Raw genomic sequence first — 25,694 nt, 5'->3', positions numbered from 1 at the left:
GGCTTCACACGGCCTTCCCAAATTGACCTTGCACTACATTTCCGGCCTCTAGGGAATCAAGGTGATCGGCGTACCATTGCATCATTTTTACGCGTTGCTCAAAGTATTGGGCCTTGTTGTATACCCCCGAGATGCCTTCCTCTTTGTGAGCCAACTGCGCTTCAACGTGTTCCTTCGGCCAGCCATGCTCTCTAAGTAACGTGCTCGCGGTGTGTCGAGTGCCGTGGCCTACGAGACGACCTTTGTAGCCGATGGTTGCGAAGACTTTGTTGATTGTGTTTTCGCTGATGGTTGGGTTCTTCGCTCCTACACCGGGGAAAAGCCAACGACTCCGCCCCGTTAAGCTGTGCAGATCCCTCAACGCTATAACTGCTTGATGGGGAAGGGGGCATACAAAGTCCCGGCGCATCTTCATCTTGGCAGCAGGCGTCGTCCAAATTGCCCTCTCAAGGTCGAACTCTTTCCATTCAGCCAAGCGGACCATGCCTGGTCGGGAAGCCGTCCAGATACAAAGCCATGCGGCGGTGCGTGCCGTCAGTCTGCTCGGAGTGTATTTGAGTGCTTGGAGGAACTCAGCCAATTCAGGCTCCAGCAAGTGTGGATGCTGCTGAGTCTTGGGTGCCTGCGCGGCAATATCGCGAAGTCGGCTACCTGGATCGTTTTCGGTGAGTCCTAAACCAATCGCTCGGCCGAAGATTTGGTTGATCCAGGTGCGGCACTTTTCCGCCACGTTATGAGCGTCTCTGGCTTCGAGGGATGCCTGGAGATCTGCACAGTCGGTACGGGTGATTTCGTCGAGGGGCTTGTCTCCCAATGCGGGGAGTATGTCCTTGTCGAGGTAAGTGCGGATTTTGTGAAGGGTGGAGGGGGCGAGGCCCTTTTCTTCCTTGGCCTTGAGCCAAGCTTCAGCAGCAGCTCTAAACGTTCGGGCTTTGGCCGCATCGATTGCAGCTTTAGCGGATCGTTTCTGCTCAAGCGGATCGGCACCGCTACTCACTACTTTGCGTAGATCGGCAGCTTTGTCTCTTGCCAGCGCACCACTGACCTCTGGGTAACCCCCGAGCCCCATCCAAGCCCAATTGCCTGCCGGACGTTTGTAGCGTAGCTGCCAGGATTTACCACCATCAGGTTTGACCCTGAAGTAGAGGCCGTTTCCATCTAGCTCCCGGTATTCCTTTGACTCCGGCTCCAGCCCTGCAAGCGTTGTGTCTGCGAGAGGGCGGCGCTTGATATCTGCGCGCTTCATCCTTGTATCCCAAAGTTCGGTATTTTTCTCAGGATACAAGCAGGGATACAGGGATACAACGGATAAGGGGATACAGAGGTAGATGGCCAGACACAAAAAAACCGGCTCAAGTGGCCGGTTTCTCTGGTGCTGAGAGTCTGGTAGAGACTTTCAGATACTGCTATATGGTGCCCCGAGGGAGACTCGAACTCCCACTCCTTTCGAAAACGGATTTTGAATCCGCCGCGTCTACCAATTCCGCCATCAGGGCTCAATGGCGGCGAAGTATAGAGAGGTGATTACCGTTGGTCAATCACGTTTCATGGTCAATTTTGACTATTTCCGCTAGACTTCCCGGCCCTGCTAGACGAACCCCATCATGCGCGTTGCTGACTTTACTTTTGAGCTCCCTGATTCGCTGATCGCTCGCCACCCTTTGGCCGAGCGTCGCGCCAGTCGACTGCTGACCCTGGACGGGGTGAGCGGTGCCCTCGCACACCGTCAATTTACTGATTTGCTTGAGCATTTGCGCCCAGGCGATCTGATGGTGTTCAACAATACCCGGGTGATTCCGGCGCGGCTGTTTGGCCAGAAAGCTTCCGGCGGCAAGCTGGAAATTCTGGTGGAGCGGGTGCTGGACAGCCATCGCGTGCTGGCCCATGTGCGCTCCAGCAAGTCGCCGAAACCGGGGTCGAGCATCCTCATCGATGGCGGTGGCGAAGCCGAGATGGTGGCGCGTCATGATGCGCTGTTCGAACTCAAGTTCGCCGAAGAGGTCTTGCCGCTGCTGGAGCGTGTCGGCCATATGCCGTTGCCTCCTTATATAGACCGCCCCGACGAAGACTCGGACCGCGAGCGCTATCAGACGGTCTATTCGCAGCGCCCTGGCGCTGTTGCCGCGCCAACGGCCGGGCTGCATTTCGACCAGCCGCTGCTGGATGCGATTGCGGCCAAGGGCGTCGAGACCGCCTATGTGACCCTGCACGTGGGGGCCGGTACGTTTCAGCCGGTGCGTGTGGATAACATCGAAGACCACCATATGCACAGCGAATGGCTGGAAGTCAGCCAGGACGTCGTGGGCGCGGTTCAAGCGTGCAAGGCGCGCGGCGGGCGGGTGGTGGCCGTGGGCACCACCAGCGTGCGCTCGCTGGAAAGTGCGGCGCGTGATGGTGTGCTCAAGCCGTTCAGTGGCGACACCGATATCTTCATTTACCCAGGCCGGCCGTTCCATGTGGTCGATTGCCTGGTCACCAACTTCCATTTGCCGGAATCCACGCTGTTGATGCTGGTGTCGGCATTTGCCGGTTACCCCGAGACCATGGCCGCTTATCAAGCCGCCATCGACAATGGGTACCGTTTTTTCAGCTACGGTGATGCGATGTTTATCACCCGTAACCCGGCGCCACGCGGCCCAGAGGAACAACTATGAGTCGTATGTCGTTTGAACTGCTCGCCACCGACGGCAAGGCCCGTCGTGGTCGCCTGACCTTCCCGCGCGGCACCGTCGAGACCCCGGCGTTCATGCCGGTGGGCACCTACGGCACCGTCAAGGGCATGCTGCCGCGTGACATCGTTGCCACCGGCGCCGAGATCATCCTCGGCAACACGTTCCACCTGTGGCTGCGCCCGGGCACGGAAGTGATCAAGAAGCATGGCGACCTGCATGACTTCATGAAGTGGCAAGGCCCTATCCTGACCGACTCGGGTGGTTTCCAGGTGTTCAGCCTGGGCGCCATGCGCAAGATCAAAGAGGAGGGCGTGACCTTCGCCTCGCCGGTGGACGGTTCCAAGGTGTTCATGGGCCCCGAAGAGTCGATGCAGGTGCAGCGCGACCTGGGCTCCGACATCGTGATGATTTTCGACGAGTGCACGCCGTACCCGGCCGACGAAGACGTCGCGCGTATTTCCATGGAGCTGTCCCTGCGTTGGGCCCAGCGCTCCAAGAATGCCCATGGCGATAACACGGCGGCGCTGTTCGGTATCGTCCAGGGCGGCATGCACGAAAGCCTGCGCAAACGCTCGCTGGAAGGCCTGGACAAGATCGGTTTTGACGGCCTGGCCATCGGCGGTCTGTCGGTGGGCGAGCCCAAGCACGAGATGATCAAGGTGCTGGATTACCTGCCAGGCCTGATGCCGGCTGACAAACCTCGTTACCTTATGGGCGTTGGCAAACCGGAAGATCTCGTAGAGGGTGTGCGCCGCGGTGTGGACATGTTCGATTGCGTGATGCCAACCCGTAATGCCCGCAATGGGCATCTGTTCATCGATACAGGCGTGCTGAAGATCCGTAACGCGTTCCATCGCCATGATGATTCGCCGCTGGATCCTACCTGTGATTGCTACACCTGCCAGAACTTCTCCCGTGCTTATCTGCACCATCTGGACAAGTGTGGGGAAATGCTGGGTAGCATGTTGAATACCATCCACAATTTGCGTCACTACCAAGTCCTGATGGCTGGTTTGCGCGAGGCTATTCAACAGGGTACATTGGCCGCCTTCGTCGATGCCTTCTATGCCAAGCGCGGGCTCCCTGTGCCGCCCTTGGACTGAGTTTTCCGACCCTAAGATTCACTATTTGCAACTGGAGTGCTAAATGAGCTTTTTTATCTCTAACGCCATGGCTGACGCCGCTGCGCCTGCCGCTGCCGGTCCTATGGGCGGTGGTTTCGAGTGGATTTTCCTGGTCGGCTTCCTGGTCATCTTCTACCTGATGATCTGGCGTCCACAGGCCAAGCGCGCCAAAGAGCAGAAGAACCTGCTTGGCAGCCTGCAGAAAGGTGACGAAGTTGTGACCACCGGCGGTATCGCTGGCAAGATCACCAAGGTTTCCGATGCTTTCGTGGTACTGGAAGTCTCCGACACCGTAGAAATGAAGTTCCAGAAGGGCGCCATCGCCGCCACGCTGCCAAAAGGCACGCTCAAAGCGATCTAAGTAACAACCTTTACCAATCGACGGGGCGCGCAAGGCGCCCCGCGTTATAAGCGGGCGGCGTGATGCTGAACAAATACCCTCTGTGGAAATACGTACTGATCCTGGCGGTGCTGGCGATCGGTTTTATTTATTCCGCTCCCAATCTCTATCCTGATGACCCGGCGATCCAGATCACTGGCGCCAGCACTTCGCTGCAGGTCAATCAGGCTGACCTGGAACGCGCGAGCAAAGCGCTCACTGATGCGGGTATCCAGGTCAAGGCGGCAACATTGGCGGCTGATGCGAAGGGCGGCTTGTTGCGCCTGACCAAGGCAGAAGACCAATTGCCAGCCAAGGATGTCGTACGCAAGGCCATGGGTGACGACTATGTTGTCGCGCTCAACCTGGCACAGACCACGCCAACCTGGCTGCGCAAGATCGGCGCGCACCCGATGAAGCTGGGCCTGGACTTGTCCGGTGGTGTGCACTTCCTGCTGGAAGTCGACATGGACAAAGCCCTCGACGCGCGCTTGAAGGTCTACGAAGGCGACGTGAAGAGCCTGCTGCGTAAAGAGCGCCTGCGTTATCGCAGCCTGCCGCAGCTCAATGGTGCCATCCAGCTGGGCTTCTCTGACGAAGCGTCCCGCGAACAGGCCCGTGCCCTCATTCGCAAGAACTTCAACGATTTCGACATCGTACCGGCCGACCTGAACGGTCAACCTGTGCTGCGTCTGGCGATGACCCCAGCCAAGCTGGCGGAAATCCGCGAATACTCCATCAAGCAGAACTTGACCACGGTGCGTAACCGCGTCAACGAGCTGGGTGTGGCCGAGCCGATCGTCCAGCGCCAGGGCGCCAACCGCATCGTGGTTGAGCTGCCGGGCGTGCAGGACACCGCTGAAGCCAAGCGTATCCTGGGCAAGACTGCCAACCTGGAATTCCGTCTGGCGGCTGAGCCGGGTGCTACCCGCGCCACTGCCGAAGAGTTCGAGTTCCGCGAAGGCAACCGTCCTCCAGCGCTGATCGAGCGTGGCTTGATCATCACCGGTGACCAGGTAACTGACGCCAAGGCCGGTTTCGGCGAGCACGGCACCCCTGAAGTGAACATCCGCCTGGATGGTCATGGTGGCGAACTGATGAGCCGCGCCACGCGCAGCAACGTCGGTCGCAGCATGGCGGTGATCTTCATCGAGCAACGCCCGGTGACCACCTATACCAAGCAGATGGTCAATGGCGTCGAGAAAGACGTGCCGGTTCAGACCTTCAAGGAAGAGAAGAAGATCATCAGCCTGGCGACCATCCAGTCGCCGCTGGGTGCTCAGTTCCGTATCACTGGCCTGAACGGCCAGGGCGAGTCCTCGGAACTGGCCCTGCTGCTGCGTGCCGGTGGCCTGGCTGCGCCAATGTACTTCGCTGAAGAACGTACCATCGGCCCGAGCCTGGGTGCCGACAACATCACCAAGGGTATCGACGCGGCCTTGTGGGGCATGCTGTTCGTGTCGCTGTTCATCATCGCCATCTACCGCTTCTTCGGCATCATCGCCACCGTGGCCCTGGCGGGCAACATGGTGATGCTGCTGGCCTTGATGTCGCTGCTGGGCGCTACACTGACCCTGCCAGGTATCGCCGGTATCGTACTCACCATGGGTATGGCGGTAGACGCCAACGTACTGATCTTCTCGCGGATCCGTGAAGAGATCGCGGCGGGCATGACCGTACAGCGTGCAATCAACGAAGGCTTCGGCCGGGCATTTACCGCGATTCTCGACTCCAACTTGACCACCTTGCTGGTCGGCGGGATTCTCTTTGCCATGGGCACCGGCCCGGTCAAAGGTTTTGCGGTGACCATGTCCCTCGGTATCTTTACCTCGATGTTCACGGCCATCATGGTGACCCGCGCAATGGTCAACCTGATCTTTGGCGGGCGTGACTTCAAGAAGTTGTGGATTTAAGGGGCTGCCATGTTACGTACAATCAACTTCATGGGCGTTCGCAACGTTGCGTTCGGCGTCACCGTGCTCCTTACCGTTCTGGCGTTGTTCAGCTGGTTCCATAAGGGCCTGAACTACGGTCTGGACTTCACCGGCGGTACGCTCATCGAGCTGACCTACGAGAAGCCGGCCGACGTTACCCTGGTGCGCAACGAGCTGGTCAAGGCCGGCTATCACGAAGCCATCGTGCAGAGCTTCGGTGCCACCACCGACCTGCTGGTGCGTATGCCGGGCGAAGACCCGCAACTGGGTCACCAGGTTGCCGAGGCCTTGCAGAAGGTCGGCGGCGATAACCCGGCGTCGGTCAAGCGCGTCGAGTTCGTGGGCCCGCAGGTCGGTGAAGAGCTGCGCGACCAGGGCGGCCTCGGCATGCTGATGGCGCTGGTCGGCATCATGATCTACCTGGCTTTCCGCTTTCAGTGGAAGTTCGGTGTCGGCGCCATTGTGTCGCTGATCCACGACGTGATCGTGACCGTGGGTATCCTGGCGTACTTCCAGATCACCTTCGACCTGACCGTATTGGCGGCCGTGCTGGCGATCATTGGTTACTCACTCAACGACACCATCGTGGTATTCGACCGGGTTCGTGAGAACTTCCGTGTGCTGCGCAAGGCGACGCTGATCGAGAACATCAACATCTCGACCACCCAGACCCTGCTGCGGACCATGGCGACGTCGATCTCCACCTTGCTGGCGATTGCCGCGCTGATGATCTTCGGTGGCGACAACCTGTGGGGCTTCTCCCTGGCGCTGTTCATCGGCGTCCTGGCGGGCACCTACTCGTCGATCTACATCGCCAACGTGGTGCTGATCTGGCTGAACCTCAACAGCGAAGACTTGATCCCTCCTGCCGCCACCGGCAAGGAGGTCGACGACCGCCCTTGATGGGTGTTTGTCGATCGCTGTTACAAGAAAGGCGCGAGTATTGAACTCGCGCCTTTTTTTTTGCTCCAAGGCTGGGTATAGCGCGGACGTTTCGGTCCGCTTGTGATGGTCAGGAGGTTCAACGTGAACAAGTCGTTGCTGGTTGGTGCGGTATTGGGTGCTGTCGGTGTGACTGCCGGGGGTGCTGTTGCCACCTACAGCCTGGTAAAAAGCGGCCCTGAGTATGCGCAAGTGCTGGCGGTGCAGCCGGTGAAAACCCAGATTAAAACCCCGCGCGAGGTCTGCAAGGACGTCGCTGTGACCCGGCAGAAGCCGGTTCAGGATCAACATCAGATCGTCGGTACCGTCGTGGGTGCCCTGGCTGGTGGCCTGCTGGGCAACCAGGTCGGTGGCGGTAATGGCAAGAAGCTGGCTACGGTGGCCGGTGCGGTCGGTGGCGGTTACGCCGGTAACAAGGTTCAGGAAGGCATGCAGAACCGCGATACCTACACCACCACCCAAACCCGTTGTAACACCGTCAACGACATCAGCGACAAGGTGGTCGGCTATGACGTGCGTTACAACCTCGATGGCAAGGAAGGCACCGTGCGTATGGATCGCGACCCGGGTGGTCAGATTCCAGTCGACAAAGAAGGTCGCCTGGTCCTCGGCCAGAACCAGCAGTAATCCCGGGCTGGCGTCGGTCCAGATGGGGGAGTGGGCACGTCGGCTCCCCATTGGATTGAGTGTGCATCCGTGGGTATTGGGTGTTCCCAACGCCCAGGCATAAAAAAAGCACCCCTCGGGGTGCTTTTTTTGTGCTCGCTCGCTTAGCGCTTCAGCGAAGCCGGCAGGTGCGGCTGGATAGCCGTCAGCACCGCCTTGAAGCATTTGGTGTTGCCGGCAACCACGTGGCCTTTCTCAAGGAAGTCGTGACCGCCGGTGAAGTCGCTCACCAAACCGCCCGCTTCCTGGATCAGCAGGGCGCCTGCAGCCATGTCCCACTCGGACAGGCCCGACTCCCAGAACGCATCGAAACGACCCGCGGCCACATAAGCCAGGTCCAGGCTCGCTGCACCGGCGCGACGGATGCCGGCAGTCTGGCCAACCAGGGCGCGGAACATACCCAGGTAGTTTTCCAGGTTGTCCATCTGGTCGTCACGGAACGGGAAGCCGGTACCCAGCAGGGCGCCGTCCAGGCTGGTACGACCGCTGACGCGCAGGCGACGACCGTTCAGCTGGGCGCCACGGCCACGGCTGGCGGTGAATTCTTCCTGGCGGACGGGGTCCAGGACAACGGCGTGTTCCAGGCGGCCACGGTATTTGCACGCGATGCTCACGGCAAAGTGCGGGATGCCGCGCAGGAAGTTGGTGGTGCCATCCAGTGGGTCGATGATCCACAGGTAGTCTTCGCCTTCGCCGCTGCCTTTGTGCAGGCCGGTTTCTTCACCGAGGATGCCGTGGGTAGGGTAGGCCTTGCGCAGAGCGTCGATGATTTTCTGTTCGGCGGCGCGATCCACCTCGGATACGTAATCCTTGGCGTCTTTTTCGTCGACCTTGATGGTATCCAGGCGCTCGATGGAGCGGAAGATCAATTCACTGGCGCTGCGGGCGGCGCGCAGCGCGATATTCAGCATGGGCTGCATGGATGTGTCACCTAAGGTTGTTAAAGAAAGCCGAGCATTCTAGCAGAAACTTTCTTCAGGTGAAGGACGACGTTAGCTTTCATGGCATAACCTTAGGCTGTTCTGTAAGATTTGCTCCCCTTTCCCGTGTCCGAGAGCGCCTCCCTTGCTGCAAAACATTCGTGTCGTCTTGGTCAATACCAGTCATCCCGGCAACATCGGCGGGGTGGCGCGAGCCATGAAAAACATGGGGCTGACGCGCCTGGTGCTGGTCGAACCGCGTGTGTTCCCGCACCACGAGGCTGATGCCCGTGCGTCCGGTGCCAATGACATCCTGGAAAAAGCCCAGGTCGTCGCCACCCTGGAAGACGCCTTGGTCGGCTGCAACCTGGTGCTCGGCACCAGTGCCCGTGACCGTCGCATCCCCTGGCCGCTGCTGGATCCGCGCGAATGCGGCACCAAAGTGGTGGAAGAGGCCGCCGGTGGCGCTGAAATCGCCTTGGTCTTTGGTCGTGAAGACTCCGGCCTTACCAATGAAGAGCTGCAGCGATGTCATTACCACGTGCACATCCCATCAGACCCTGGGTTCAGCTCGCTGAACCTCGGGGCGGCGGTGCAGGTGTTGAGTTATGAAGTGCGCATGGCCTGGCTGGCCGCTGAAGGCCAGCCGAGCAAGGTGGAGAAGGACGAAGTGGCGTCGACCAAGAGTGGCGAGTTGGCCACCATGGACGAACTGGAGCGGTTCTATGAGCACTTGGAGCAAACCCTGGTGGCCATCGAGTTCCTCGATCCGGAAAAACCACGGCACTTGATGGCACGCCTGCGTCGCCTTTACGGACGCAGCTCGGTCAGCCGGGCAGAAATGAATATATTGCGTGGCATCCTCACGGAAACCCAGAAAGCGGCCCGTGGCGAGCTTCTTAAGCGGAAGGATTAAAAATGTTCGAGCGTTTGCGAGAAGATATCCAGAGTGTGTTCCACCGTGACCCGGCGGCGCGCAACGCCTTTGAAGTGCTGACGTGCTACCCCGGCATGCACGCGATCTGGATCCACCGCCTGTCTGGCGCCTTGTGGGGCATGGGCTGGAAATGGCTGGCGCGGCTGGTGTCGAACTTTGGACGCTGGTTGACCGGGATCGAGATTCACCCGGGTGCCAAGGTCGGTCGTCGCTTCTTTATCGATCATGGCATGGGCATCGTGATTGGCGAGACCGCCGAGATTGGCGATGACGTGACGCTCTATCAGGGCGTGACCCTGGGGGGTACGAGCTGGAACAAAGGCAAGCGTCATCCGACCCTGGAAAATGGCGTGGTGGTCGGGGCGGGCGCCAAGGTGCTCGGGCCGTTCACTGTCGGCGCGGGTGCCAAGGTGGGTTCAAATGCCGTGGTGACCAAGGCGGTGCCGCCTGGCGCAACGGTAGTGGGTATCCCTGGCCGAATCATCGTCAAGCCGGAGGTTGGCGACGAGCAGGAAGCCAAGCGCAAGGCCATGGCTGAGAAGATCGGCTTCGATGCCTACGGTGTCAGCGAAGACATGCCTGACCCGGTAGCGCGTGCCATTGGCCAATTGCTTGACCACCTCCAGGCGGTGGACGGCAAGCTGGAGGGTATGTGCGGTGCGCTGAAGGATCTGGGCAGTCCGTACTGTGCGAAAGATCTGCCCGAGTTGCGCGAAGAGGACTTCGCCGAAATCAAGGATGAGGCCGGTGCGACCAAGGCTGGCTAGATTTCAAGACCGGTAAGATCCCTGTGGGAGCTGGCTTGCCTGCGATTGCGGTCTGCCAGCCTCCCTTGAGTGGCTGATCCACCGCCATCGCAGGCGAGCCAGCTCCCCCATTTGATCTCCATTGGTCTTGAGGTCGGGCGTTAGCCCTGTTCCTGCTGTTCGTCCCCACCCCATCCTGCTATGATTCGCGCGCCCTTTTTACGGGTAATCCTGACTAAAGTACTAGGTCTTATAGTTGACTTAAATACTCGGGAATCGCATACTTGCCCACATTCTGAAACACCTTGGTAATTGTCCATGAGACTGACTACAAAAGGCCGATACGCGGTGACCGCCATGCTTGACCTGGCTTTGCACGCGCAAACTGGGCCGGTGTCCCTGGCCGATATCTCCGAGCGCCAAGGCATTTCCCTGTCCTACCTCGAGCAGTTGTTCGCCAAGTTGCGTCGCAGCAATCTGGTTTCCAGCGTTCGTGGTCCAGGTGGCGGCTATCAGCTGTCCCGCGACATGCAGGGCATCCAGGTCGCTCAGGTGATCGATGCGGTCAACGAATCCGTCGATGCCACCAAATGCCAGGGCCTGGGTGACTGCCACGCCGGCGACACCTGCCTGACGCACCACTTGTGGTGCGATCTGAGCCTGCAGATCCATGAGTTTTTGAGTGGTATCAGCTTGGCTGATCTTGTGACTCGCCGTGAGGTGCAAGAAGTAGCCCAGCGTCAGGACCAGCGCCGTTGCAACACCAAGGCGCCGCGTCTGGACAAGATCGAAGCGTCCGCCGTCGAGTGACAGCCGAAGAGCTAACGGCACGCCAGCCAGCCTGATTTAGGAGAAAGTCCATGAAATTGCCGATTTACCTTGATTACTCAGCGACCACCCCGGTTGATCCGCGTGTCGCGCAAAAGATGAGCGAATGCCTGCTGGTTGACGGAAACTTCGGCAACCCGGCCTCCCGTTCCCACGTGTTCGGCTGGAAAGCCGAGGAAGCGGTCGAGAACGCTCGTCGCCAGGTCGCTGACCTGGTTGGCGCAGACCCGCGTGAAATCGTCTGGACCTCCGGTGCCACCGAGTCCGACAACCTGGCTATCAAGGGCGCGGCGCATTTCTACGCGACCAAAGGCAAGCACCTGATCACCACCAAGATTGAGCACAAGGCTGTCCTCGACACCATGCGCCAACTGGAGCGTGAAGGTTTCGAGGTCACCTACCTCGAGCCAACCACCGACGGTATCGTCACCCCGGCCATGATCGAAGCCGCGCTGCGTGAAGACACCATCCTGGTTTCCGTGATTCACGTGAACAACGAAATCGGCACCATCAACGACATCGCGGCCATCGGCGAGCTGACCCGCTCGAAGGGCATCCTGCTGCACGTCGACGCTGCTCAGTCCACCGGCAAGGTCGATATCGACCTGTCGAAACTGAAAGTCGACCTGATGTCGTTCTCTGCCCACAAGACCTACGGTCCTAAAGGCATCGGCGCGCTGTACGTGAGCCGCAAGCCACGCGTGCGCATCGAAGCCACCATGCACGGCGGCGGTCACGAGCGCGGCATGCGTTCGGGCACCCTGGCGACCCACCAGATCGTCGGCATGGGCGAAGCTTTCCGTGTGGCCAAGGAAGACATGGCTGCCGAAAACGTGCGCATCAAGGCCCTGAGCGACCGCTTCTACAAGCAGGTCGAGAACCTTGAAGAGCTGTACATCAACGGCAGCATGACCGCCCGTGTACCGCACAACCTGAATTTGAGCTTCAACTACGTCGAAGGCGAGTCGCTGATCATGGCGCTCAAGGACCTGGCGGTTTCGTCCGGCTCGGCCTGCACCTCGGCGTCCCTTGAGCCTTCGTATGTACTGCGCGCCCTTGGCCGCAACGACGAACTGGCACACAGCTCGATCCGCTTTACGTTCGGCCGTTTCACCACCGAAGAGCAAGTCGACTACGCCGCGCAGAAAGTCTGCGAAGCCGTCAACAAGCTGCGCGTTCTGTCGCCGCTGTGGGACATGTACAAAGACGGTGTCGATATTTCCAAGATCGAGTGGGCGGCACACTAAATATAGAAGCCGCCACCCAAGCTCTGTAGGAACGTGGCGGTAAACGCAGGCGTTTCTACAGGGTTCCAGAGCGGCCCTGATGAGTGAGGATTCAGTACCATGGCTTACAGCGAAAAGGTCATCGACCACTACGAAAACCCGCGCAACGTCGGCAAGATGAACGCGGAAGATCCTGATGTCGGCACCGGCATGGTCGGCGCTCCGGCGTGCGGCGATGTTATGCGCCTGCAGATCAAGGTCAACGACGCTGGCGTCATCGAAGACGCCAAGTTCAAGACCTACGGCTGCGGTTCGGCCATCGCCTCCAGCTCCCTGGCGACCGAATGGATGAAAGGCAAGACCCTGGATGAGGCTGTCACTATCAGCAACACCCAGCTGGCCGAAGAACTGGCCCTGCCGCCAGTGAAAATCCACTGCTCGGTACTCGCAGAAGACGCCATCAAGGCGGCCGTTCGCGACTACAAGCAGAAGAAAGGCTTGATCTAAGCATTTGGCGACGAGTAAGGAGTCAACGATGGCTATCAGCATGACAGAAGCGGCTGCGCAGCACATTCGCCGCTCCCTGAATGGGCGCGGTAAAGGTGAGGGGATTCGTCTGGGTGTTCGCACCACGGGCTGTTCCGGCCTTGCCTACGTGCTGGAGTTTGTCGACGAGGTGGTTGAAGAGGACCAGGTGTTCGAGAGTCACGGCGAGAAAGTGATCATCGACCCCAAGAGCCTGACCTACCTGGACGGCACCGAACTCGATTTCGTCAAGGAAGGGTTGAACGAAGGCTTCAAGTTCAACAACCCCAACGTACGCGGTGAATGTGGCTGCGGCGAAAGCTTCAACATCTGAGGCTATTCGTGGGTACTCCTTGTCATTTCGCTTTATTCGAGCTGCAGCCGAGCTTTCGGCTGGACCTTGAGCAGCTTGCCACGCGCTACCGAGAACTGGCGCGTGGCGTGCATCCGGACCGCTTCGCTGACGCTTCCGAGCGTGAGCAACGCCTGGCGCTGGAGCAATCGGCCAGCCTCAACGAAGCCTATCAGACGCTCAAAAGCCCTCCTAAACGCGCGCGCTACCTGCTCGCGATGAACGGTGGCGAGTTGCCGCTGGAAGTCACGGTTCACGACCCGGACTTCCTGATGCAACAGATGCAGTGGCGTGAAGAGCTCGAAGACTTGCAGGACGAAGCCGATCTGGCGGGCGTCGCGGTCTTCAAGCGTCGTCTGAAAACGGCCCAGGATGAGCTCAACGAAAGCTTCGCAGCCTGTTGGGATGATGCAGCGCAACGCGAACAGGCCGAACGCCTGATGCGGCGCATGCAGTTCCTCGACAAGCTCACCTACGAAGTGCGCCAGTTAGAAGAGCGCCTCGACGATTAACCCAGTGTGCTGCCCGTGATGCACGCCTGATAGACAGATAAGACCTGATTACCATGGCCCTACTGCAAATCGCCGAACCCGGCCAAAGTCCTCAACCGCACCAGCGTCGCCTGGCAGTCGGGATTGACCTGGGCACCACCAATTCCCTGGTTGCTGCCTTGCGCAGCGGCCTGTCCGAGCCGTTGCCCGACGTCAACGGCCAGGTAATCCTGCCATCCGCCGTGCGTTATCACGCTGATCGCACCGAAGTCGGTGAGTCGGCCAAGCTGGCAGCGTCTACCGATCCCTTGAATACCGTGCTGTCGGTCAAGCGCTTGATGGGTCGTGGTCTGTCCGACGTCAAGCAATTGGGCGACCAGCTGCCGTACCGCTTTGTCGGCGGCGAATCCCACATGCCGTTCATCGACACTGTCCAGGGCCCGAAAAGCCCGGTAGAAGTGTCTGCCGATATCCTCAAGGTGCTGCGCCAGCGCGCGGAAAAAACCCTGGGCGGCGAACTGGTGGGTGCAGTGATCACCGTCCCGGCGTATTTCGATGACGCTCAGCGCCAAGCCACCAAGGACGCGGCGAAGCTCGCCGGCCTGAACGTGCTGCGTTTGCTCAACGAGCCGACTGCAGCCGCCGTGGCTTATGGCCTGGACCAGCATGCAGAAGGCTTGGTCGCTATTTACGACCTTGGCGGCGGCACCTTTGATATTTCGATCCTGCGCCTGACCGGCGGCGTGTTCGAAGTGCTCGCTACCGGTGGCGACAGCGCCCTGGGGGGTGATGACTTCGACCACGCCATTGCGAGCTGGATCATCACCAGCGCCGGCTTGTCTGCCGACCTGGACCCGGGCGCGCAGCGCAACCTGCTGCAAACCGCCTGCGCCGCCAAGGAAGCACTGACGGACGCTGCGAGCGTCGAAGTGTCCTACGGCACGTGGTCGGCCCAGCTGACCCGTGAAGCCTTCGATGCGTTGATCGAGCCGATGGTCGCCCGCAGCCTCAAAGCCTGCCGCCGCGCCGTGCGTGATTCCGGTATCGAGCTGGAAGACGTAGGTGCCGTGGTCATGGTCGGTGGCTCCACCCGCGTGCCACGCGTGCGTGAAGCCGTTGCCGAAGCCTTTGGTCGCCAGCCGCTGACGGAAATCGACCCGGATCAAGTGGTCGCCATCGGCGCCGCGATCCAGGCCGATACCCTGGCCGGTAACAAACGTGATGGTGGCGAACTGCTGCTGCTCGACGTGATTCCGCTGTCCCTGGGACTGGAAACCATGGGGGGGCTGATGGAGAAGGTGATTCCGCGCAACACCACCATCCCCGTCGCCCGTGCCCAGGACTTCACCACTTACAAAGATGGCCAGACGGCCATGATGATTCACGTGCTGCAAGGCGAGCGTGAGCTGATCAGCGACTGCCGCTCCCTGGCACGCTTTGAATTGCGGGGTATCCCGGCGATGGTGGCGGGTGCGGCGAAGATTCGCGTGACCTTCCAGGTCGATGCCGACGGCTTGCTCAGCGTCGCTGCGCGTGAATTGGCCTCCGGGGTTGAAGCCAGCATCCAGGTCAAGCCGTCCTACGGCCTCACCGACGGCGAAATCACCAAGATGCTCAAGGACTCGTTCCAGTACGCCGGCGATGACAAGGTCGCCCGTGTGTTGCGTGAGCAACAAGTGGATGCCCAGCGCCTGCTCGAAGCGGTGCAGGGTGCCCTTGATGCCGACGGCGAGCGCCTGCTGGATGCTGAAGAGCGCATGGTTATCGACCTGCAGATGCAGGAACTGGCCGAACTGATGAAAGGCAACGATGGCTACGCCATCGAGCAGCAGACCAAGCGCTTGTCGCAGGTGACTGATGCCTTTGCCGCCCGCCGCATGGATCAGACGGTGAAAGCCGCACTGGCCGGGCGCAACCTGAATGAAATCGAGGAATAATCAATGCCGCAGGTCATTTTTCTGCCACACGCCGAGCACTGCCCGGATGGTATGGTCGTGGAGGCTGAGACCGGCAAGTCCATCCTCGAAGTTGCCCATGACAATCATATCGAAATCGAAAGCGCCTGCGGCGGTGTGTGCGCCTGCACCACGTGCCATTGCGTGATTCGCGAAGGATTCAATAGCCTTGAAAAGGCTGATGAGCTGGAAGAAGACTTTCTTGATCGTGCCTGGGGCCTGGAAGCGACTTCTCGCCTAAGCTGTCAGGCCAAGGTCGGGACCGAAGACATCACCGTCGAAATCCCGAAATATTCCCTCAACCATGCAGCCGAAGCGCCGCATTGATTCAAGGAAATGTCATGAGCCTGAAATGGGTTGATGTACAAGAAATCGCTATACAGCTTGCTGAAGCTCATCCGGAGGTCAATCCTCTGACTGTCAACTTCGTCAAGCTGCGCAACCTGGTGATGGAGCTGCCGGACTTCGATGACATCCCCGACCGGGGTGGCGAGAAGGTCCTGGAGGCGATTCAAGGCCTGTGGATCGAAGAAGCAGACTGAGCCGCCTTTTTACGCAGTTAGGCAATACCCAATAACCCGCGTATAATTCGCGGGTTTAATTTTTCGTAAATTACCGTTTCTGGAGTTACACCATGGCTGTTCAACGTACTTTCTCCATCATCAAGCCTGACGCTGTTGCAAAAAACGTCATCGGCGAGATCACCACTCGTTTCGAAAAAGCCGGCCTGAAGGTTGTAGCTTCGAAACTCAAGCAACTGTCCAAGGCTGAAGCTGAAGGCTTCTACGCTGAGCACAGCGCTCGTGGCTTCTTCGGCGACCTGGTTGCCTTCATGATCTCCGGTCCTGTTGTTGTTCAGGTTCTGGAAGGCGAAAACGCTATCGCTCTGAACCGTGAGCTGATGGGCGCTACCAACCCTAAAGAAGCTGCTGCCGGCACCATCCGTGCTGACTTCGCTGAATCCATCGACGCCAACGCTGTACACGGCTCGGACTCCGAAGCCGCTGCTGCTCGCGAAATCTCGTACTTCTTCGCCGCTACTGAAGTAACCGCTCGCTAAGCATCGGCTTAAAGAGTGAGGGTGAATCCATGACGACATCGACTGTAAAAACCAACCTGCTGGGGCTGACCCAGCCGGAAATGGAGAAATTCTTCGACTCAATCGGGGAGAAGCGTTTCCGTGCCGGTCAGGTAATGAAATGGATTCACCACTTTGGCGTCGACGATTTCGACGCCATGACGAACGTCAGCAAGGCCTTGCGCGATAAGCTCAAGGCCATTGCTGAGGTCCGTGGTCCCGAAGTGGTCAGCGAGGACATCTCCAGCGACGGCACCCGTAAGTGGGTGGTGCGCGTGGCGTCCGGCAGCTGCGTCGAGACGGTATACATTCCCCAGGGCAAACGCGGCACCTTGTGCGTTTCGTCCCAGGCAGGCTGTGCCCTGGACTGCAGTTTCTGCTCCACCGGCAAGCAAGGCTTCAATAGCAACCTCACCGCCGCCGAAGTGATCGGCCAGGTGTGGATTGCCAACAAATCCTTTGGCAGCGTACCGGCGACCGTCGACCGTGCCATCACCAACGTGGTGATGATGGGCATGGGTGAGCCGCTGCTGAATTTCGACAACGTCGTTTCGGCCATGCACCTGATGATGGACGACCTGGGCTACGGCATCTCCAAGCGCCGCGTGACCCTGTCGACCTCCGGCGTGGTGCCGATGATCGATGAGCTGTCCAAGCACATCGACGTCTCCCTGGCGTTGTCGCTGCACGCACCCAATGACGCATTGCGTAACCAATTGGTGCCGATCAACAAGAAGTATCCGCTTAAGATGCTGCTCGAATCTTGCCAGCGCTACATGTCGTCCCTGGGCGAGAAGCGCGTGCTGACCATCGAGTACACCTTGCTCAAGGACATCAATGACAAGGTTGAACACGCGGTCGAGATGATCGAGTTGCTCAAGAACATCCCGTGCAAGATCAACCTGATTCCGTTTAACCCGTTTCCACATTCTGGCTACGAGCGGCCGAGCAACAACGCCATCCGCCGTTTCCAGGATCAACTGCACCAGGCCGGCTACAACGTCACCGTACGCACCACGCGTGGCGAAGACATCGACGCCGCCTGTGGTCAATTGGTAGGGCAGGTGATGGACCGCACCCGCCGCAGCGAGCGCTATATCGCCGTGCGTGAATTGAACGCCGCCGACGATCTGCCGCAAATTGCTGTGAATCGAATCTGAGAGAGGATCTCTATGCCCTTGCGCCTTGCGCTGCTTTTGCTTGTTACCGGTCTAGTCGCCGGTTGTGTTTCATCGGGCCATGACAGCCCTTTGCAAACCGGTAAAGGCCGTGAAGAGGCGCGAGTTGCCTATGTGCAACTGGGCTTGGGTTACCTTCGACAAGGCATGAGCGAACAGGCCAAGGTGCCGTTGAAGAAGGCCCTTGCGCTGGACAGCGACGACGCCGATGCCAATGCCGCACTGGCCCTGGTATTCCAGGCCCAGGCCGAGCCTGAACTGGCCGAACAGTACTTTCACAAGGCCCTGGCCTCCCGTCCTGCCGACCCACGGCTGCTGAACAACTACGGCAGCTTCCTGTTCGAGCAGAAACGGTATGACCAGGCCGCCCTTTATTTCCAGCAAGCCAGCGCCGATACCCTCTATCCTGAGCGTTCGCGCGTGTTCGAGAACCTCGGGGTTACTTCGATGCGCCTTGGCCAGCGTGACAGCGCGCGCCAGCAACTGGAAAAAGCCTTGCACTTGAACAGTCACCAGCCTCGGGCATTGCTCGAAATGGCTGAGTTGTCCTACGAAGACAGGCATTATGTGCCGGCACGTGACTATTACGAGCGTTTTAGCCTGCTCAGCGGGCAAAATGCACGTAGTCTATTGCTCGGTGTGCGCCTGGCGACGGTTCATGAAGAACGCGACACGGCCGCACGTTTTGGCCAGCAACTCGAACGACTCTATCCCGGTACGCCGGAATATCAGCAATACCTGTCGGAGCAATGATGAAAGCGGCGCACCCGGAAGTTGTAGCAGCTAATCGCGTAAACCCAGGCGACACCTTGCGTCAGGCCCGCGAAAGCAATGGTTGGTCGCTGGCGGAAGTGGCCCTCAAGCTCAATTTGACCACCACCTCCCTGGGCAATCTGGAAGCCGGTGCGTTCGATAAGCTGCCGGGGCATACCTTCGCCCGCGGCTATATCCGTGCCTACGCCAAGCTGCTGGGGATCGACCAAGCCGTACTGGTCCAGGAATTTGACCAGTTCACCGGCACCGACTCCCAGGGCAGCAATGTGCATGGCCTGGGTCGCATCGAAGAACCGGTGCGGGTTTCCCACACGATTTTGCGCATTGTCAGCCTGTTGCTGCTGATCGCTGTCATTGGTGGCGGTTTCGTCTGGTGGCAAGACCAGGCCTCCCAGCGCACCAAGGACCTGACCAGCAACGCCATGGAGCACGTCGAGGTCGAAAGCGCCGACGGCACGACCCAGATTCATCCGCTGGATGAGCCGGAAGACCAGGCTGTGGTCGAAGGCCAAGCCGCACCTGAAGCGCCGGTTGCCACTGAGCAGCCAGCACCGGAAACCGCACCCGCCGCGACGGCTGCCGTACCGACTCCCGCGACGCCAGCTGCTCCGGCTCACACCCCGGCTGCCCCGGTTGCCCAGGCCCATACTCCGGCTGCGCCTGTGCAGGCGCCAGCGACTGCAACGCCAGCTGCCCCGGCGGCTCCTGCGATTTCGCCGCCCACCGCTCCAGCATTGATCGCCGGTGATGGCCGCGTACAGATTACCTTCGTCGCTGACTGCTGGACGCAAGTCACCGACGGCAATGGCAAAGTGCTGTTCAGCGGTCTCAAGCGTAAGGGAGATACGCTCGACCAGGGTGGCAAGCCTCCTTTGACGCTGCGTCTGGGCTTTGCCCGTGGCGCGCAAGTGGCCTACAACGGCCAGCCTGTGGACGTGGCGCCGTTCACCAGTGGCGAGACCGCTCGCCTGAAGTTGGGACAATAGTCATGCACGGCGAATCTCCAATCAAACGTCGCGTATCGCGCAAGATCTGGGTCGGCTCGGTGCCGGTGGGTGGCGACGCCCCCATCGCGGTACAGAGCATGACCAACAGCGACACCAATGACGTGGCCGCCACCGTTGCCCAGATCAACCGTCTGGAAGCCGCTGGCGTGGACATCGTGCGGGTGTCCGTGCCGGACATGGACGCTGCCGAAGCCTTCGGTCGCATCAAGCAACTGGTCAAGGTGCCGTTGGTTGCCGACATTCACTTCGACTACAAGATCGCATTGCGCGTAGCCGAGCTGGGTGTGGACTGCCTGCGTATCAACCCGGGCAACATCGGTCGTGAAGACCGTGTGCGCGCTGTGGTTGACGCTGCTCGTGACCGTGGCATTCCGATCCGTATCGGTGTCAACGCCGGCTCGCTGGAAAAAGACCTGCAAAAGAAATACGGCGAGCCTACCCCGGCGGCGCTGGTTGAATCGGCGTTGCGCCATGTTGAACACCTGGAACGCCTGAATTTCCAGGACTTCAAGGTCAGCGTAAAGGCCTCCGACGTGTTCATGGCGGTAGAGGCCTACCGCCTGCTGGCCAAGGAAATCGTGCAGCCGTTGCACCTGGGTATCACTGAAGCCGGCGGTTTACGCTCAGGCACAGTGAAATCTGCGGTGGGTCTCGGTATGCTGCTCGCCGAAGGGATTGGCGATACTATCCGCATCTCCCTGGCGGCAGACCCGGTAGAGGAAGTGAAGGTCGGTTACGACATTCTCAAATCCCTGCATTTGCGTTCCCGTGGCATCAACTTCATTGCCTGCCCGAGCTGCTCGCGGCAGAACTTCGACGTGGTGAAAACCATGAACGAACTGGAAGGACGCCTCGAAGACCTGCTGGTGCCGCTGGATGTTGCGGTGATCGGTTGTGTGGTCAACGGTCCGGGTGAAGCCAAAGAGGCGCACATCGGCCTGACCGGTGGTACACCGAACCTGATCTACATCGACGGCAAGCCGTCGCAGAAGTTGACGAATGACAATCTGGTGGATGAGCTCGAAAGACTGATCCGCGAGAAAGCGGCCGAGAAGGTCGCGGCTGACGCAGCGCTGATCGCGCGCGGCTAAGAACGAATTTAAGGATTTGATGTGAGCAAGTCTCTGCAAGCCATTCGTGGCATGAACGACATCCTGCCGGAGCAGACGCCGCTGTGGCGCTATTTCGAGGGCACTGTCGCGCGCCTGCTGGATAACTACGGTTACAAGCAGATCCGCATGCCGATCGTCGAGTTCACCGAGCTGTTCAAGCGCTCCATCGGTGAAGTGACCGACATCGTCGAAAAAGAGATGTACACCTTTGAAGACCGCAACGGCGACTCCCTGACCCTGCGTCCGGAAGGCACTGCCGCGTGCGTGCGTGCCGTGCTCGAGCATGGCCTCACCGGTGGCGGCCAGCCGCAGAAGCTGTGGTACATCGGCCCGATGTTCCGCCACGAGCGCCCGCAGAAGGGTCGCTATCGCCAGTTCCACCAGATCGGCCTGGAGGTGTTCAACCTCGACGGCCCGGACATCGACGCCGAGCTGATCGTGCTGACCTGGCGCCTGTGGGGCCAACTGGGCATCCGCGACGCGGTCAAGCTTGAACTCAACAGCCTGGGCACCAGCGAATCCCGGGGCCGCTACCGCGTTGCCCTGGTCGAGTACCTGTCCGCCCACCTGGACAAGCTGGACGAAGACAGCCAGCGCCGTCTGAAGACCAACCCATTGCGCGTCCTCGATACCAAGAACGCCGACACCCAGGCCGTGCTGGTCAACGCGCCAAAAATGGCCGATTACCTGGACGACGAATCCCGTACGCACTTCGAGGGCCTCAAGGCGCGTCTGGATGCGGCCGGTATTCCGTACGTGATCAACCCGAAACTCGTGCGTGGCCTCGACTACTACAGCAAGACCGTGTTCGAGTGGGTCACCGACAAACTCGGCGCCCAAGGCACCGTGTGTGCCGGTGGCCGCTACGACGGCCTGGTAGAGCAGATGGGCGGCAAGCCGACCACGGGCGTGGGTTTTGCCATGGGCATCGAGCGGCTGATCCTGCTGCTCGAAACCCTTGGGCAGGTCCCGGAAGAAATTTCCCGTCAGGTGGACGTGTACCTGTGCGCCTTTGGCGAGGCCGCCGAACTGGCTGCCCTGGCCCTGAGCGAAAAAGTCCGCGACCAACTGCCGAACCTGCGCCTGCAGATCAATGCCGGCGCCGGCAGCTTCAAGAGCCAGTTCAAGAAGGCCGACAAGAGCGGTGCGCTGTATGCACTGATCCTCGGCGAAGACGAACTGGCCCAGCAAGTGATAGGTTTCAAACCCCTGCGTGGCCAGGGTGAGCAACAGAACATTGCCTTTGATGCGCTCGCTGCGCACTTGGCCACCTGCGTCGTGCAGGGTTGAAGCTGTCGAACAGCCGAATTTAGCGATTAAGGAGTATTGGGGTGTCGAGTACTGATGATGAGCAACTGGCCGAATTCAAGGACTGGTGGCAGCGTAACGGCAAGCCCCTGGTTACTGGCGGGCTGCTGGCTTTAGTGGTGGTGTTCGGCTGGCAAGCCTGGACCAAGTATCAGGCCAACCAGTCCCAAGGCGCCTCGATCCTCTATCAGCAACTGCTGGAAACCACGCTGACGCCGGACGGCAAGCCTGACCCGGCGCAGGTTGCCGACCTGGCCGGCAAGCTGAAGAACGAATTCGGTGGTAGCACCTACGCCCAATACGGCAGCCTGTTCGTCGCGAAAGTCGCGGTCGACACCGGCAAGCTGGATGACGCCGCCGCTGAGCTGAAGGCCATCGCCGACAAGCCGACCAACCCGACCCTGGGTGAAATCGCACGTCAGCGCCTGGCTCAGGTACTGGCGGCACAGAACAAGGCTGACGAAGCACTCAAACTGCTCGACGGCGATGCTGACAAGGCATTTGTAGCCACTCGCGAAGAGCTCAAGGGCGACCTGTTGGTCCAATTGGGTCGTACCGACGAAGCCAATGCTGCGTACCAAAAAGCCAAGGCGGCGCTGTCTGATGAAGCGGCGGTCGGTGGCTTACAAATCAAGCTGGACGACTTGGCCAAAGGGGATGCGTGACGTGATCCGTTGGAAACATGCAGCATTGCTGGCTCTGGCCGTTCTGGCCGCGGGTTGCAGCAGCAACAGTAAAAAAGAACTGCCGCCTGCGGAGCTCACCAGCTTCAAGGAAGAAGTGGTCCTGCAAAAGCAGTGGAGCCGCTCCATCGGTGATGGCCAGGGTGAAACCTACAACATGTTGGTGCCGGCAATCGACGGTGACAACATTGTGGCGGCTGACGTGACCGGCGTGGTGATCTCCATGGATCGCATGAACGGCGACGTCAAGTGGAAGAAAGACCTCGAATTGCCTGTCTCCGGCGCCGTAGGCGTGGGTTACGGCATGGTCATGCTCGGCACGCTGAAAGGCGAAGTCGTGGCCCTGGATTCGAGCACCGGTGAAGAGAAATGGCGCGCTCGCGTGACCAGTGAAGTCCTCGCACCGCCTGCCACCAACGGCGATATCGTCGTGGTGCAAACCCAGGACGACCGTGTGATCGGCCTCGACGCCAGCACTGGCGAACAGCGCTGGTTGTACGACAGCACCCCTGCGGTGCTGACGCTGCGCGGTACCAGTGGTCCGATTGTGACCAACAATCTGGCCGTTGCAGGCCTGTCGACCGGTAAAGTGGTCGCCCTGGATACCCAGAACGGCGTGCCGGCCTGGGAAACCCGTGTGGCCATTCCTCAAGGTCGTTCCGAGCTGGACCGCGTAGTGGACATCGACGGTGGCTTGCTGCTGTCCGGTGAAACCCTCTACGTCGCCACTTACCAGGGCCGTGTCGCGGCACTGGACCTGCAGAGCGGTCGTGTGAACTGGCAGCGTGATGCTTCCAGCTACGCCGGTGTCGCCCAAGGGTTTGGCAGCGTCTACGTAAGCCTGGCGTCCGGCACCGTTGAAAGTGTCGACGAGCGTTCCACCACTGCACTGTGGAGCAACGACTCCCTGGCTCGCCGCCAACTGTCGGCACCAGAAGTATTCTCCAGCTACGTGGCGGTCGGTGACTTCGAAGGCTACCTGCACCTGCTGAGCCAGGTGGATGGTCGCTTCGTAGGTCGTGAGCGTATCGACAGCGACGGCCTGCGTGCGCGTCCGCTGGTGGTGGGTAACATGCTTTATGTGTATGGCAACAGCGGCAAGCTGGAAGCCCTGACCATCAAGTAAGAACTATGCTTGGGGTAACACCCAGGCGGCCCCGCTTCGGCGGGGCATGCGGCATTTGATTATGCTGCCCCGAGCACCAGCCGCTGCCTTGCAGCGGCTTTTGTATTTTCTGAAATAACGAAGTGGAGAGCCGCATGGTTCCCGTAATCGCCCTGGTGGGCCGACCTAACGTCGGCAAGTCCACCTTGTTCAACCGCCTGACCAGGACTCGCGACGCCATCGTCGGCGACTTGTCCGGTCTGACCCGTGATCGCCAATACGGTGAGGCAAAGTGGCAAGGGCGCTCCTACATTATTGTCGACACCGGTGGTATCTCCGGTGACGAGCATGGCATGGACGAAAAGATGGCCGAGCAGTCGCTGCTGGCCATTGAAGAAGCCGATGTCGTGTTGTTCCTGGTGGACGCCCGTGCGGGCTACACCGCTGCCGACCAGATGATTGGCGAGCACCTGCGCAAGCGCAACAAGCGTTCCTATCTGGTCGCCAACAAGATCGACAACATCGATCCTGAGCAGGCCCGTGCCGAATTCAGCCCGATGGGCCTGGGCGACGCGATTCCAATCGCCGGTGCCCACGGTCGCGGTATCACCCAGATGCTGGAAATCGCCCTGCGCGACTTCCCCAAGGATGACGTCGAGGAAGAAGAGGGCGAGGAAGAGATCGTCGCCGAAGGTGAGGAAGCCAAGCGCATTCCTGGCCCGAGTGAAAAAGACGGCATCAAGATCGCCATCATCGGCCGCCCTAACGTTGGCAAGTCGACCCTGGTCAACCGCATGCTCGGTGAAGACCGGGTCATCGTGTACGACCAGCCCGGCACCACTCGCGACAGCATCTACATCCCGTTCGAACGTAACGACGAGAAGTACACGCTGATCGACACCGCCGGTGTGCGCAAGCGCGGCAAGATCCACGAGGAAGTTGAAAAGTTCTCCGTGGTGAAAACCCTGCAGGCGATCAAAGACGCCAACGTGGTGATCTTTGTGATGGACGCCCGCGAAGGCGTGGTAGACCACGACCTCAACCTGCTGGGCTTTGCCCTTGAAGCCGGTCGTGCCTTGGTGATCGCGATCAACAAGTGGGACGGCATGACGCCAAGCGAGCGCGACTTCGTCAAGATCGAGCTGCAGCGTCGCTTGTTCTTCGTCGAGTTCGCCGATATCCACTTCATCTCGGCACTGCACGGCACCGGCGTGGGCAACCTCTACGCTTCCGTCCAGAACTCGTTCAAGTCCGCGGTCACCCGCTGGCCGACCAACCGCCTCACCCAGATCCTGGAAGACGCCGTTGGCGAGCACGCGCCGCCGATGGTCAACAACCGCCGGATCAAACTGCGTTACGCCCACTTGGGTGGTGCCAACCCGCCGATTATCGTGATCCACGGTAACCAGATCGAGAAGGTGCCTAAGTCGTACGTGCGTTATCTGGAAAACACTTACCGCCGTGTCTTGAAACTGGTCGGTACGCCGATCCGTATCGAGTTCAAGGGTGGCGAGAACCCGTACGAAGGCAACAAGAACACACTGACTGACCGTCAGGTGAACAAGAAGCGTCGCTTGATGACTCACCACAAGAAGGCCGACAAGAAGCGCCGGGATAAAAGGTAGGTAAGCGACGAGTGGCAAGCGCCAGGTAAAAGCGAGAGTGTTTTCAGCGTGTAGCTAATAGCTTGACGCTCAAACCGCCAGGTACAAAAAAGGGCTCTAAATGAGCCCTTTTTTGTGCCTGGCGGTT

The 25,694-nt window shown here is 59.7% G+C and carries 27 protein-coding genes and 1 tRNA gene; 25 read left to right on the top strand and 3 right to left on the bottom strand.

The genetic code is table 11. The features are described from left to right. Nucleotides 1-4: 4 nt before the first annotated feature. Both CQ002_RS13975 and CQ002_RS13970 read right to left on the bottom strand, forming a co-directional pair. The gene (locus CQ002_RS13975; RefSeq protein WP_105162818.1) at nt 5-1,246 is read right to left on the bottom strand and encodes a tyrosine-type recombinase/integrase; all 1,242 of its coding nucleotides are present in this window, start codon (nt 1,244-1,246) and stop codon (nt 5-7) included. A 165-nt stretch (nt 1,247-1,411) separates the two neighbouring features. Beyond that, nucleotides 1,412-1,496, bottom strand: a tRNA-Leu gene (locus CQ002_RS13970). A 108-nt stretch (nt 1,497-1,604) separates the two neighbouring features. Here CQ002_RS13970 and queA point away from each other — a divergent pair. The 6 genes from queA (at nt 1,605) to CQ002_RS13940 (ending at nt 7,678) form a co-directional block, all read left to right on the top strand. After that, complete coding sequence (gene queA / locus CQ002_RS13965) at nt 1,605-2,654, top strand: tRNA preQ1(34) S-adenosylmethionine ribosyltransferase-isomerase QueA (protein ID WP_105162817.1); 1,050 nt, start codon at nt 1,605-1,607, stop codon at nt 2,652-2,654. 5 nt (nt 2,655-2,659) lie between these two features. Beyond that, nucleotides 2,660-3,775, top strand: a complete 1,116-nt coding sequence (gene tgt, locus CQ002_RS13960) for a tRNA guanosine(34) transglycosylase Tgt (protein ID WP_003175976.1) — start codon at nt 2,660-2,662, stop codon at nt 3,773-3,775. 43 nt (nt 3,776-3,818) lie between these two features. Next, on the top strand, nt 3,819-4,157 hold the full coding sequence (gene yajC, locus CQ002_RS13955; protein WP_003175975.1) for a preprotein translocase subunit YajC: 339 nt from the start codon (nt 3,819-3,821) through the stop codon (nt 4,155-4,157). A 62-nt stretch (nt 4,158-4,219) separates the two neighbouring features. Then, nucleotides 4,220-6,088 carry a protein translocase subunit SecD gene (gene secD, locus CQ002_RS13950; RefSeq protein WP_034109262.1) on the top strand — a complete coding sequence of 623 codons (1,869 nt, stop codon included), beginning with the start codon at nt 4,220-4,222 and terminating at the stop codon, nt 6,086-6,088. Nucleotides 6,089-6,097: 9 nt separating this feature from the next. Next, nucleotides 6,098-7,012: a protein translocase subunit SecF gene (gene secF / locus CQ002_RS13945; protein ID WP_034109261.1), complete on the top strand. Its 915-nt coding sequence runs from the start codon at nt 6,098-6,100 to the stop codon at nt 7,010-7,012. 123 nt (nt 7,013-7,135) lie between these two features. Next, on the top strand, nt 7,136-7,678 hold the full coding sequence (locus tag CQ002_RS13940; protein WP_069078215.1) for a glycine zipper 2TM domain-containing protein: 543 nt from the start codon (nt 7,136-7,138) through the stop codon (nt 7,676-7,678). A gap of 143 nt (nt 7,679-7,821) precedes the next feature. Here CQ002_RS13940 and suhB read toward each other — a convergent pair whose 3' ends face one another. After that, nucleotides 7,822-8,637, bottom strand: coding sequence for an inositol-phosphate phosphatase (suhB, locus tag CQ002_RS13935; protein ID WP_003175971.1), 816 nt, complete (start codon nt 8,635-8,637; stop codon nt 7,822-7,824). 145 nt (nt 8,638-8,782) lie between these two features. On the opposite strand from suhB, the gene trmJ reads away from it, so the two are divergent. The 19 genes from trmJ to der all read left to right on the top strand — a co-directional run bounded on the left by trmJ (nt 8,783) and on the right by der (nt 25,567). Continuing rightward, nucleotides 8,783-9,553 carry a tRNA (cytosine(32)/uridine(32)-2'-O)-methyltransferase TrmJ gene (gene trmJ / locus CQ002_RS13930; RefSeq protein WP_027605410.1) on the top strand — a complete coding sequence of 257 codons (771 nt, stop codon included), beginning with the start codon at nt 8,783-8,785 and terminating at the stop codon, nt 9,551-9,553. 2 nt (nt 9,554-9,555) lie between these two features. Continuing rightward, a complete protein-coding gene (gene cysE / locus CQ002_RS13925) occupies nt 9,556-10,341 on the top strand; it encodes a serine O-acetyltransferase (protein ID WP_034109258.1) in 786 nt (261 codons plus the stop codon). A gap of 297 nt (nt 10,342-10,638) precedes the next feature. Next, nucleotides 10,639-11,130 (top strand): Fe-S cluster assembly transcriptional regulator IscR, encoded by a 492-nt coding sequence (iscR, locus tag CQ002_RS13920; RefSeq protein ID WP_003194020.1) that lies wholly within the window; start codon nt 10,639-10,641, stop codon nt 11,128-11,130. A gap of 50 nt (nt 11,131-11,180) precedes the next feature. Beyond that, nucleotides 11,181-12,395: an IscS subfamily cysteine desulfurase gene (locus CQ002_RS13915; protein WP_017530022.1), complete on the top strand. Its 1,215-nt coding sequence runs from the start codon at nt 11,181-11,183 to the stop codon at nt 12,393-12,395. 99 nt (nt 12,396-12,494) lie between these two features. Further along, nucleotides 12,495-12,881 carry a Fe-S cluster assembly scaffold IscU gene (iscU, locus tag CQ002_RS13910; protein WP_003175965.1) on the top strand — a complete coding sequence of 129 codons (387 nt, stop codon included), beginning with the start codon at nt 12,495-12,497 and terminating at the stop codon, nt 12,879-12,881. A 28-nt stretch (nt 12,882-12,909) separates the two neighbouring features. Continuing rightward, the gene (iscA, locus tag CQ002_RS13905; protein WP_003209680.1) at nt 12,910-13,233 is read left to right on the top strand and encodes an iron-sulfur cluster assembly protein IscA; all 324 of its coding nucleotides are present in this window, start codon (nt 12,910-12,912) and stop codon (nt 13,231-13,233) included. 8 nt (nt 13,234-13,241) lie between these two features. After that, nucleotides 13,242-13,763: a co-chaperone HscB gene (hscB, locus tag CQ002_RS13900; RefSeq protein WP_028617850.1), complete on the top strand. Its 522-nt coding sequence runs from the start codon at nt 13,242-13,244 to the stop codon at nt 13,761-13,763. Nucleotides 13,764-13,816: 53 nt separating this feature from the next. Further along, nucleotides 13,817-15,679: a Fe-S protein assembly chaperone HscA gene (hscA, locus tag CQ002_RS13895; protein WP_105162816.1), complete on the top strand. Its 1,863-nt coding sequence runs from the start codon at nt 13,817-13,819 to the stop codon at nt 15,677-15,679. Nucleotides 15,680-15,682: 3 nt separating this feature from the next. Continuing rightward, nucleotides 15,683-16,024 carry an ISC system 2Fe-2S type ferredoxin gene (gene fdx / locus CQ002_RS13890; protein WP_105162815.1) on the top strand — a complete coding sequence of 114 codons (342 nt, stop codon included), beginning with the start codon at nt 15,683-15,685 and terminating at the stop codon, nt 16,022-16,024. Nucleotides 16,025-16,038: 14 nt separating this feature from the next. Then, nucleotides 16,039-16,239, top strand: coding sequence for a Fe-S cluster assembly protein IscX (gene iscX, locus CQ002_RS13885; protein WP_003238461.1), 201 nt, complete (start codon nt 16,039-16,041; stop codon nt 16,237-16,239). A 92-nt stretch (nt 16,240-16,331) separates the two neighbouring features. Beyond that, nucleotides 16,332-16,757 (top strand): nucleoside-diphosphate kinase, encoded by a 426-nt coding sequence (gene ndk, locus CQ002_RS13880; RefSeq protein ID WP_003175956.1) that lies wholly within the window; start codon nt 16,332-16,334, stop codon nt 16,755-16,757. Nucleotides 16,758-16,786: 29 nt separating this feature from the next. After that, on the top strand, nt 16,787-17,935 hold the full coding sequence (rlmN, locus tag CQ002_RS13875; protein WP_025859274.1) for a 23S rRNA (adenine(2503)-C(2))-methyltransferase RlmN: 1,149 nt from the start codon (nt 16,787-16,789) through the stop codon (nt 17,933-17,935). A 12-nt stretch (nt 17,936-17,947) separates the two neighbouring features. After that, nucleotides 17,948-18,706, top strand: coding sequence for a type IV pilus biogenesis/stability protein PilW (gene pilW / locus CQ002_RS13870; RefSeq protein WP_105162814.1), 759 nt, complete (start codon nt 17,948-17,950; stop codon nt 18,704-18,706). After that, on the top strand, nt 18,706-19,713 hold the full coding sequence (locus tag CQ002_RS13865; protein WP_069078217.1) for a RodZ family helix-turn-helix domain-containing protein: 1,008 nt from the start codon (nt 18,706-18,708) through the stop codon (nt 19,711-19,713). The genes pilW and CQ002_RS13865 overlap by 1 nt, the downstream gene beginning before the upstream one ends. Before the next feature lie 2 nt (nt 19,714-19,715). After that, the gene (ispG, locus tag CQ002_RS13860; protein ID WP_025859271.1) at nt 19,716-20,825 is read left to right on the top strand and encodes a flavodoxin-dependent (E)-4-hydroxy-3-methylbut-2-enyl-diphosphate synthase; all 1,110 of its coding nucleotides are present in this window, start codon (nt 19,716-19,718) and stop codon (nt 20,823-20,825) included. A gap of 21 nt (nt 20,826-20,846) precedes the next feature. After that, nucleotides 20,847-22,136: a histidine--tRNA ligase gene (gene hisS, locus CQ002_RS13855; protein WP_034109254.1), complete on the top strand. Its 1,290-nt coding sequence runs from the start codon at nt 20,847-20,849 to the stop codon at nt 22,134-22,136. Between the two features lie 41 nt (nt 22,137-22,177). Next, the gene (locus CQ002_RS13850) at nt 22,178-22,819 is read left to right on the top strand and encodes a YfgM family protein (protein WP_015885737.1); all 642 of its coding nucleotides are present in this window, start codon (nt 22,178-22,180) and stop codon (nt 22,817-22,819) included. Then, nucleotides 22,812-23,963 (top strand): outer membrane protein assembly factor BamB, encoded by a 1,152-nt coding sequence (bamB, locus tag CQ002_RS13845; protein ID WP_021492276.1) that lies wholly within the window; start codon nt 22,812-22,814, stop codon nt 23,961-23,963. Before CQ002_RS13850 ends, bamB begins: the two co-directional genes overlap by 8 nt. A gap of 134 nt (nt 23,964-24,097) precedes the next feature. Next, entirely contained in the window at nt 24,098-25,567 is a 1,470-nt protein-coding gene (gene der, locus CQ002_RS13840; RefSeq protein WP_034109253.1) for a ribosome biogenesis GTPase Der, read from the top strand. Nucleotides 25,568-25,694: the final 127 nt, after the last annotated feature.

Source organism: Pseudomonas sp. MYb13 (genome assembly GCF_002980075.1).
Taxonomy (GTDB): Bacteria; Pseudomonadota; Gammaproteobacteria; order Pseudomonadales; family Pseudomonadaceae; genus Aquipseudomonas; species Aquipseudomonas lurida.
This window is presented reverse-complemented; position numbering and strand designations above follow the sequence as displayed.

Bases quoted from the DNA above. Each gene is read 5' to 3' on its own strand.
- queA (WP_105162817.1), top strand. From the start codon at position 1,605: ATGCGCGTTGCTGACTTTACTTTTGAGCTCCCTGATTCGCTGATCGCT.
- iscX (WP_003238461.1), top strand. From the start codon at position 16,039: ATGAGCCTGAAATGGGTTGATGTACAAGAAATCGCTATACAGCTTGCT.
- bamB (WP_021492276.1), top strand. From the start codon at position 22,812: ATGCGTGACGTGATCCGTTGGAAACATGCAGCATTGCTGGCTCTGGCC.
- secF (WP_034109261.1), top strand. From the start codon at position 6,098: ATGTTACGTACAATCAACTTCATGGGCGTTCGCAACGTTGCGTTCGGC.
- rlmN (WP_025859274.1), top strand. From the start codon at position 16,787: ATGACGACATCGACTGTAAAAACCAACCTGCTGGGGCTGACCCAGCCG.
- suhB (WP_003175971.1), bottom strand. From the start codon at position 8,637: ATGCAGCCCATGCTGAATATCGCGCTGCGCGCCGCCCGCAGCGCCAGT.
- CQ002_RS13865 (WP_069078217.1), top strand. From the start codon at position 18,706: ATGAAAGCGGCGCACCCGGAAGTTGTAGCAGCTAATCGCGTAAACCCA.
- iscA (WP_003209680.1), top strand. From the start codon at position 12,910: ATGGCTATCAGCATGACAGAAGCGGCTGCGCAGCACATTCGCCGCTCC.
- ndk (WP_003175956.1), top strand. From the start codon at position 16,332: ATGGCTGTTCAACGTACTTTCTCCATCATCAAGCCTGACGCTGTTGCA.
- CQ002_RS13975 (WP_105162818.1), bottom strand. From the start codon at position 1,246: ATGAAGCGCGCAGATATCAAGCGCCGCCCTCTCGCAGACACAACGCTT.
- iscU (WP_003175965.1), top strand. From the start codon at position 12,495: ATGGCTTACAGCGAAAAGGTCATCGACCACTACGAAAACCCGCGCAAC.
- der (WP_034109253.1), top strand. From the start codon at position 24,098: ATGGTTCCCGTAATCGCCCTGGTGGGCCGACCTAACGTCGGCAAGTCC.
- pilW (WP_105162814.1), top strand. From the start codon at position 17,948: ATGCCCTTGCGCCTTGCGCTGCTTTTGCTTGTTACCGGTCTAGTCGCC.
- iscR (WP_003194020.1), top strand. From the start codon at position 10,639: ATGAGACTGACTACAAAAGGCCGATACGCGGTGACCGCCATGCTTGAC.
- hscA (WP_105162816.1), top strand. From the start codon at position 13,817: ATGGCCCTACTGCAAATCGCCGAACCCGGCCAAAGTCCTCAACCGCAC.
- yajC (WP_003175975.1), top strand. From the start codon at position 3,819: ATGAGCTTTTTTATCTCTAACGCCATGGCTGACGCCGCTGCGCCTGCC.
- secD (WP_034109262.1), top strand. From the start codon at position 4,220: ATGCTGAACAAATACCCTCTGTGGAAATACGTACTGATCCTGGCGGTG.
- cysE (WP_034109258.1), top strand. From the start codon at position 9,556: ATGTTCGAGCGTTTGCGAGAAGATATCCAGAGTGTGTTCCACCGTGAC.
- CQ002_RS13915 (WP_017530022.1), top strand. From the start codon at position 11,181: ATGAAATTGCCGATTTACCTTGATTACTCAGCGACCACCCCGGTTGAT.
- fdx (WP_105162815.1), top strand. From the start codon at position 15,683: ATGCCGCAGGTCATTTTTCTGCCACACGCCGAGCACTGCCCGGATGGT.
- tgt (WP_003175976.1), top strand. From the start codon at position 2,660: ATGTCGTTTGAACTGCTCGCCACCGACGGCAAGGCCCGTCGTGGTCGC.
- ispG (WP_025859271.1), top strand. From the start codon at position 19,716: ATGCACGGCGAATCTCCAATCAAACGTCGCGTATCGCGCAAGATCTGG.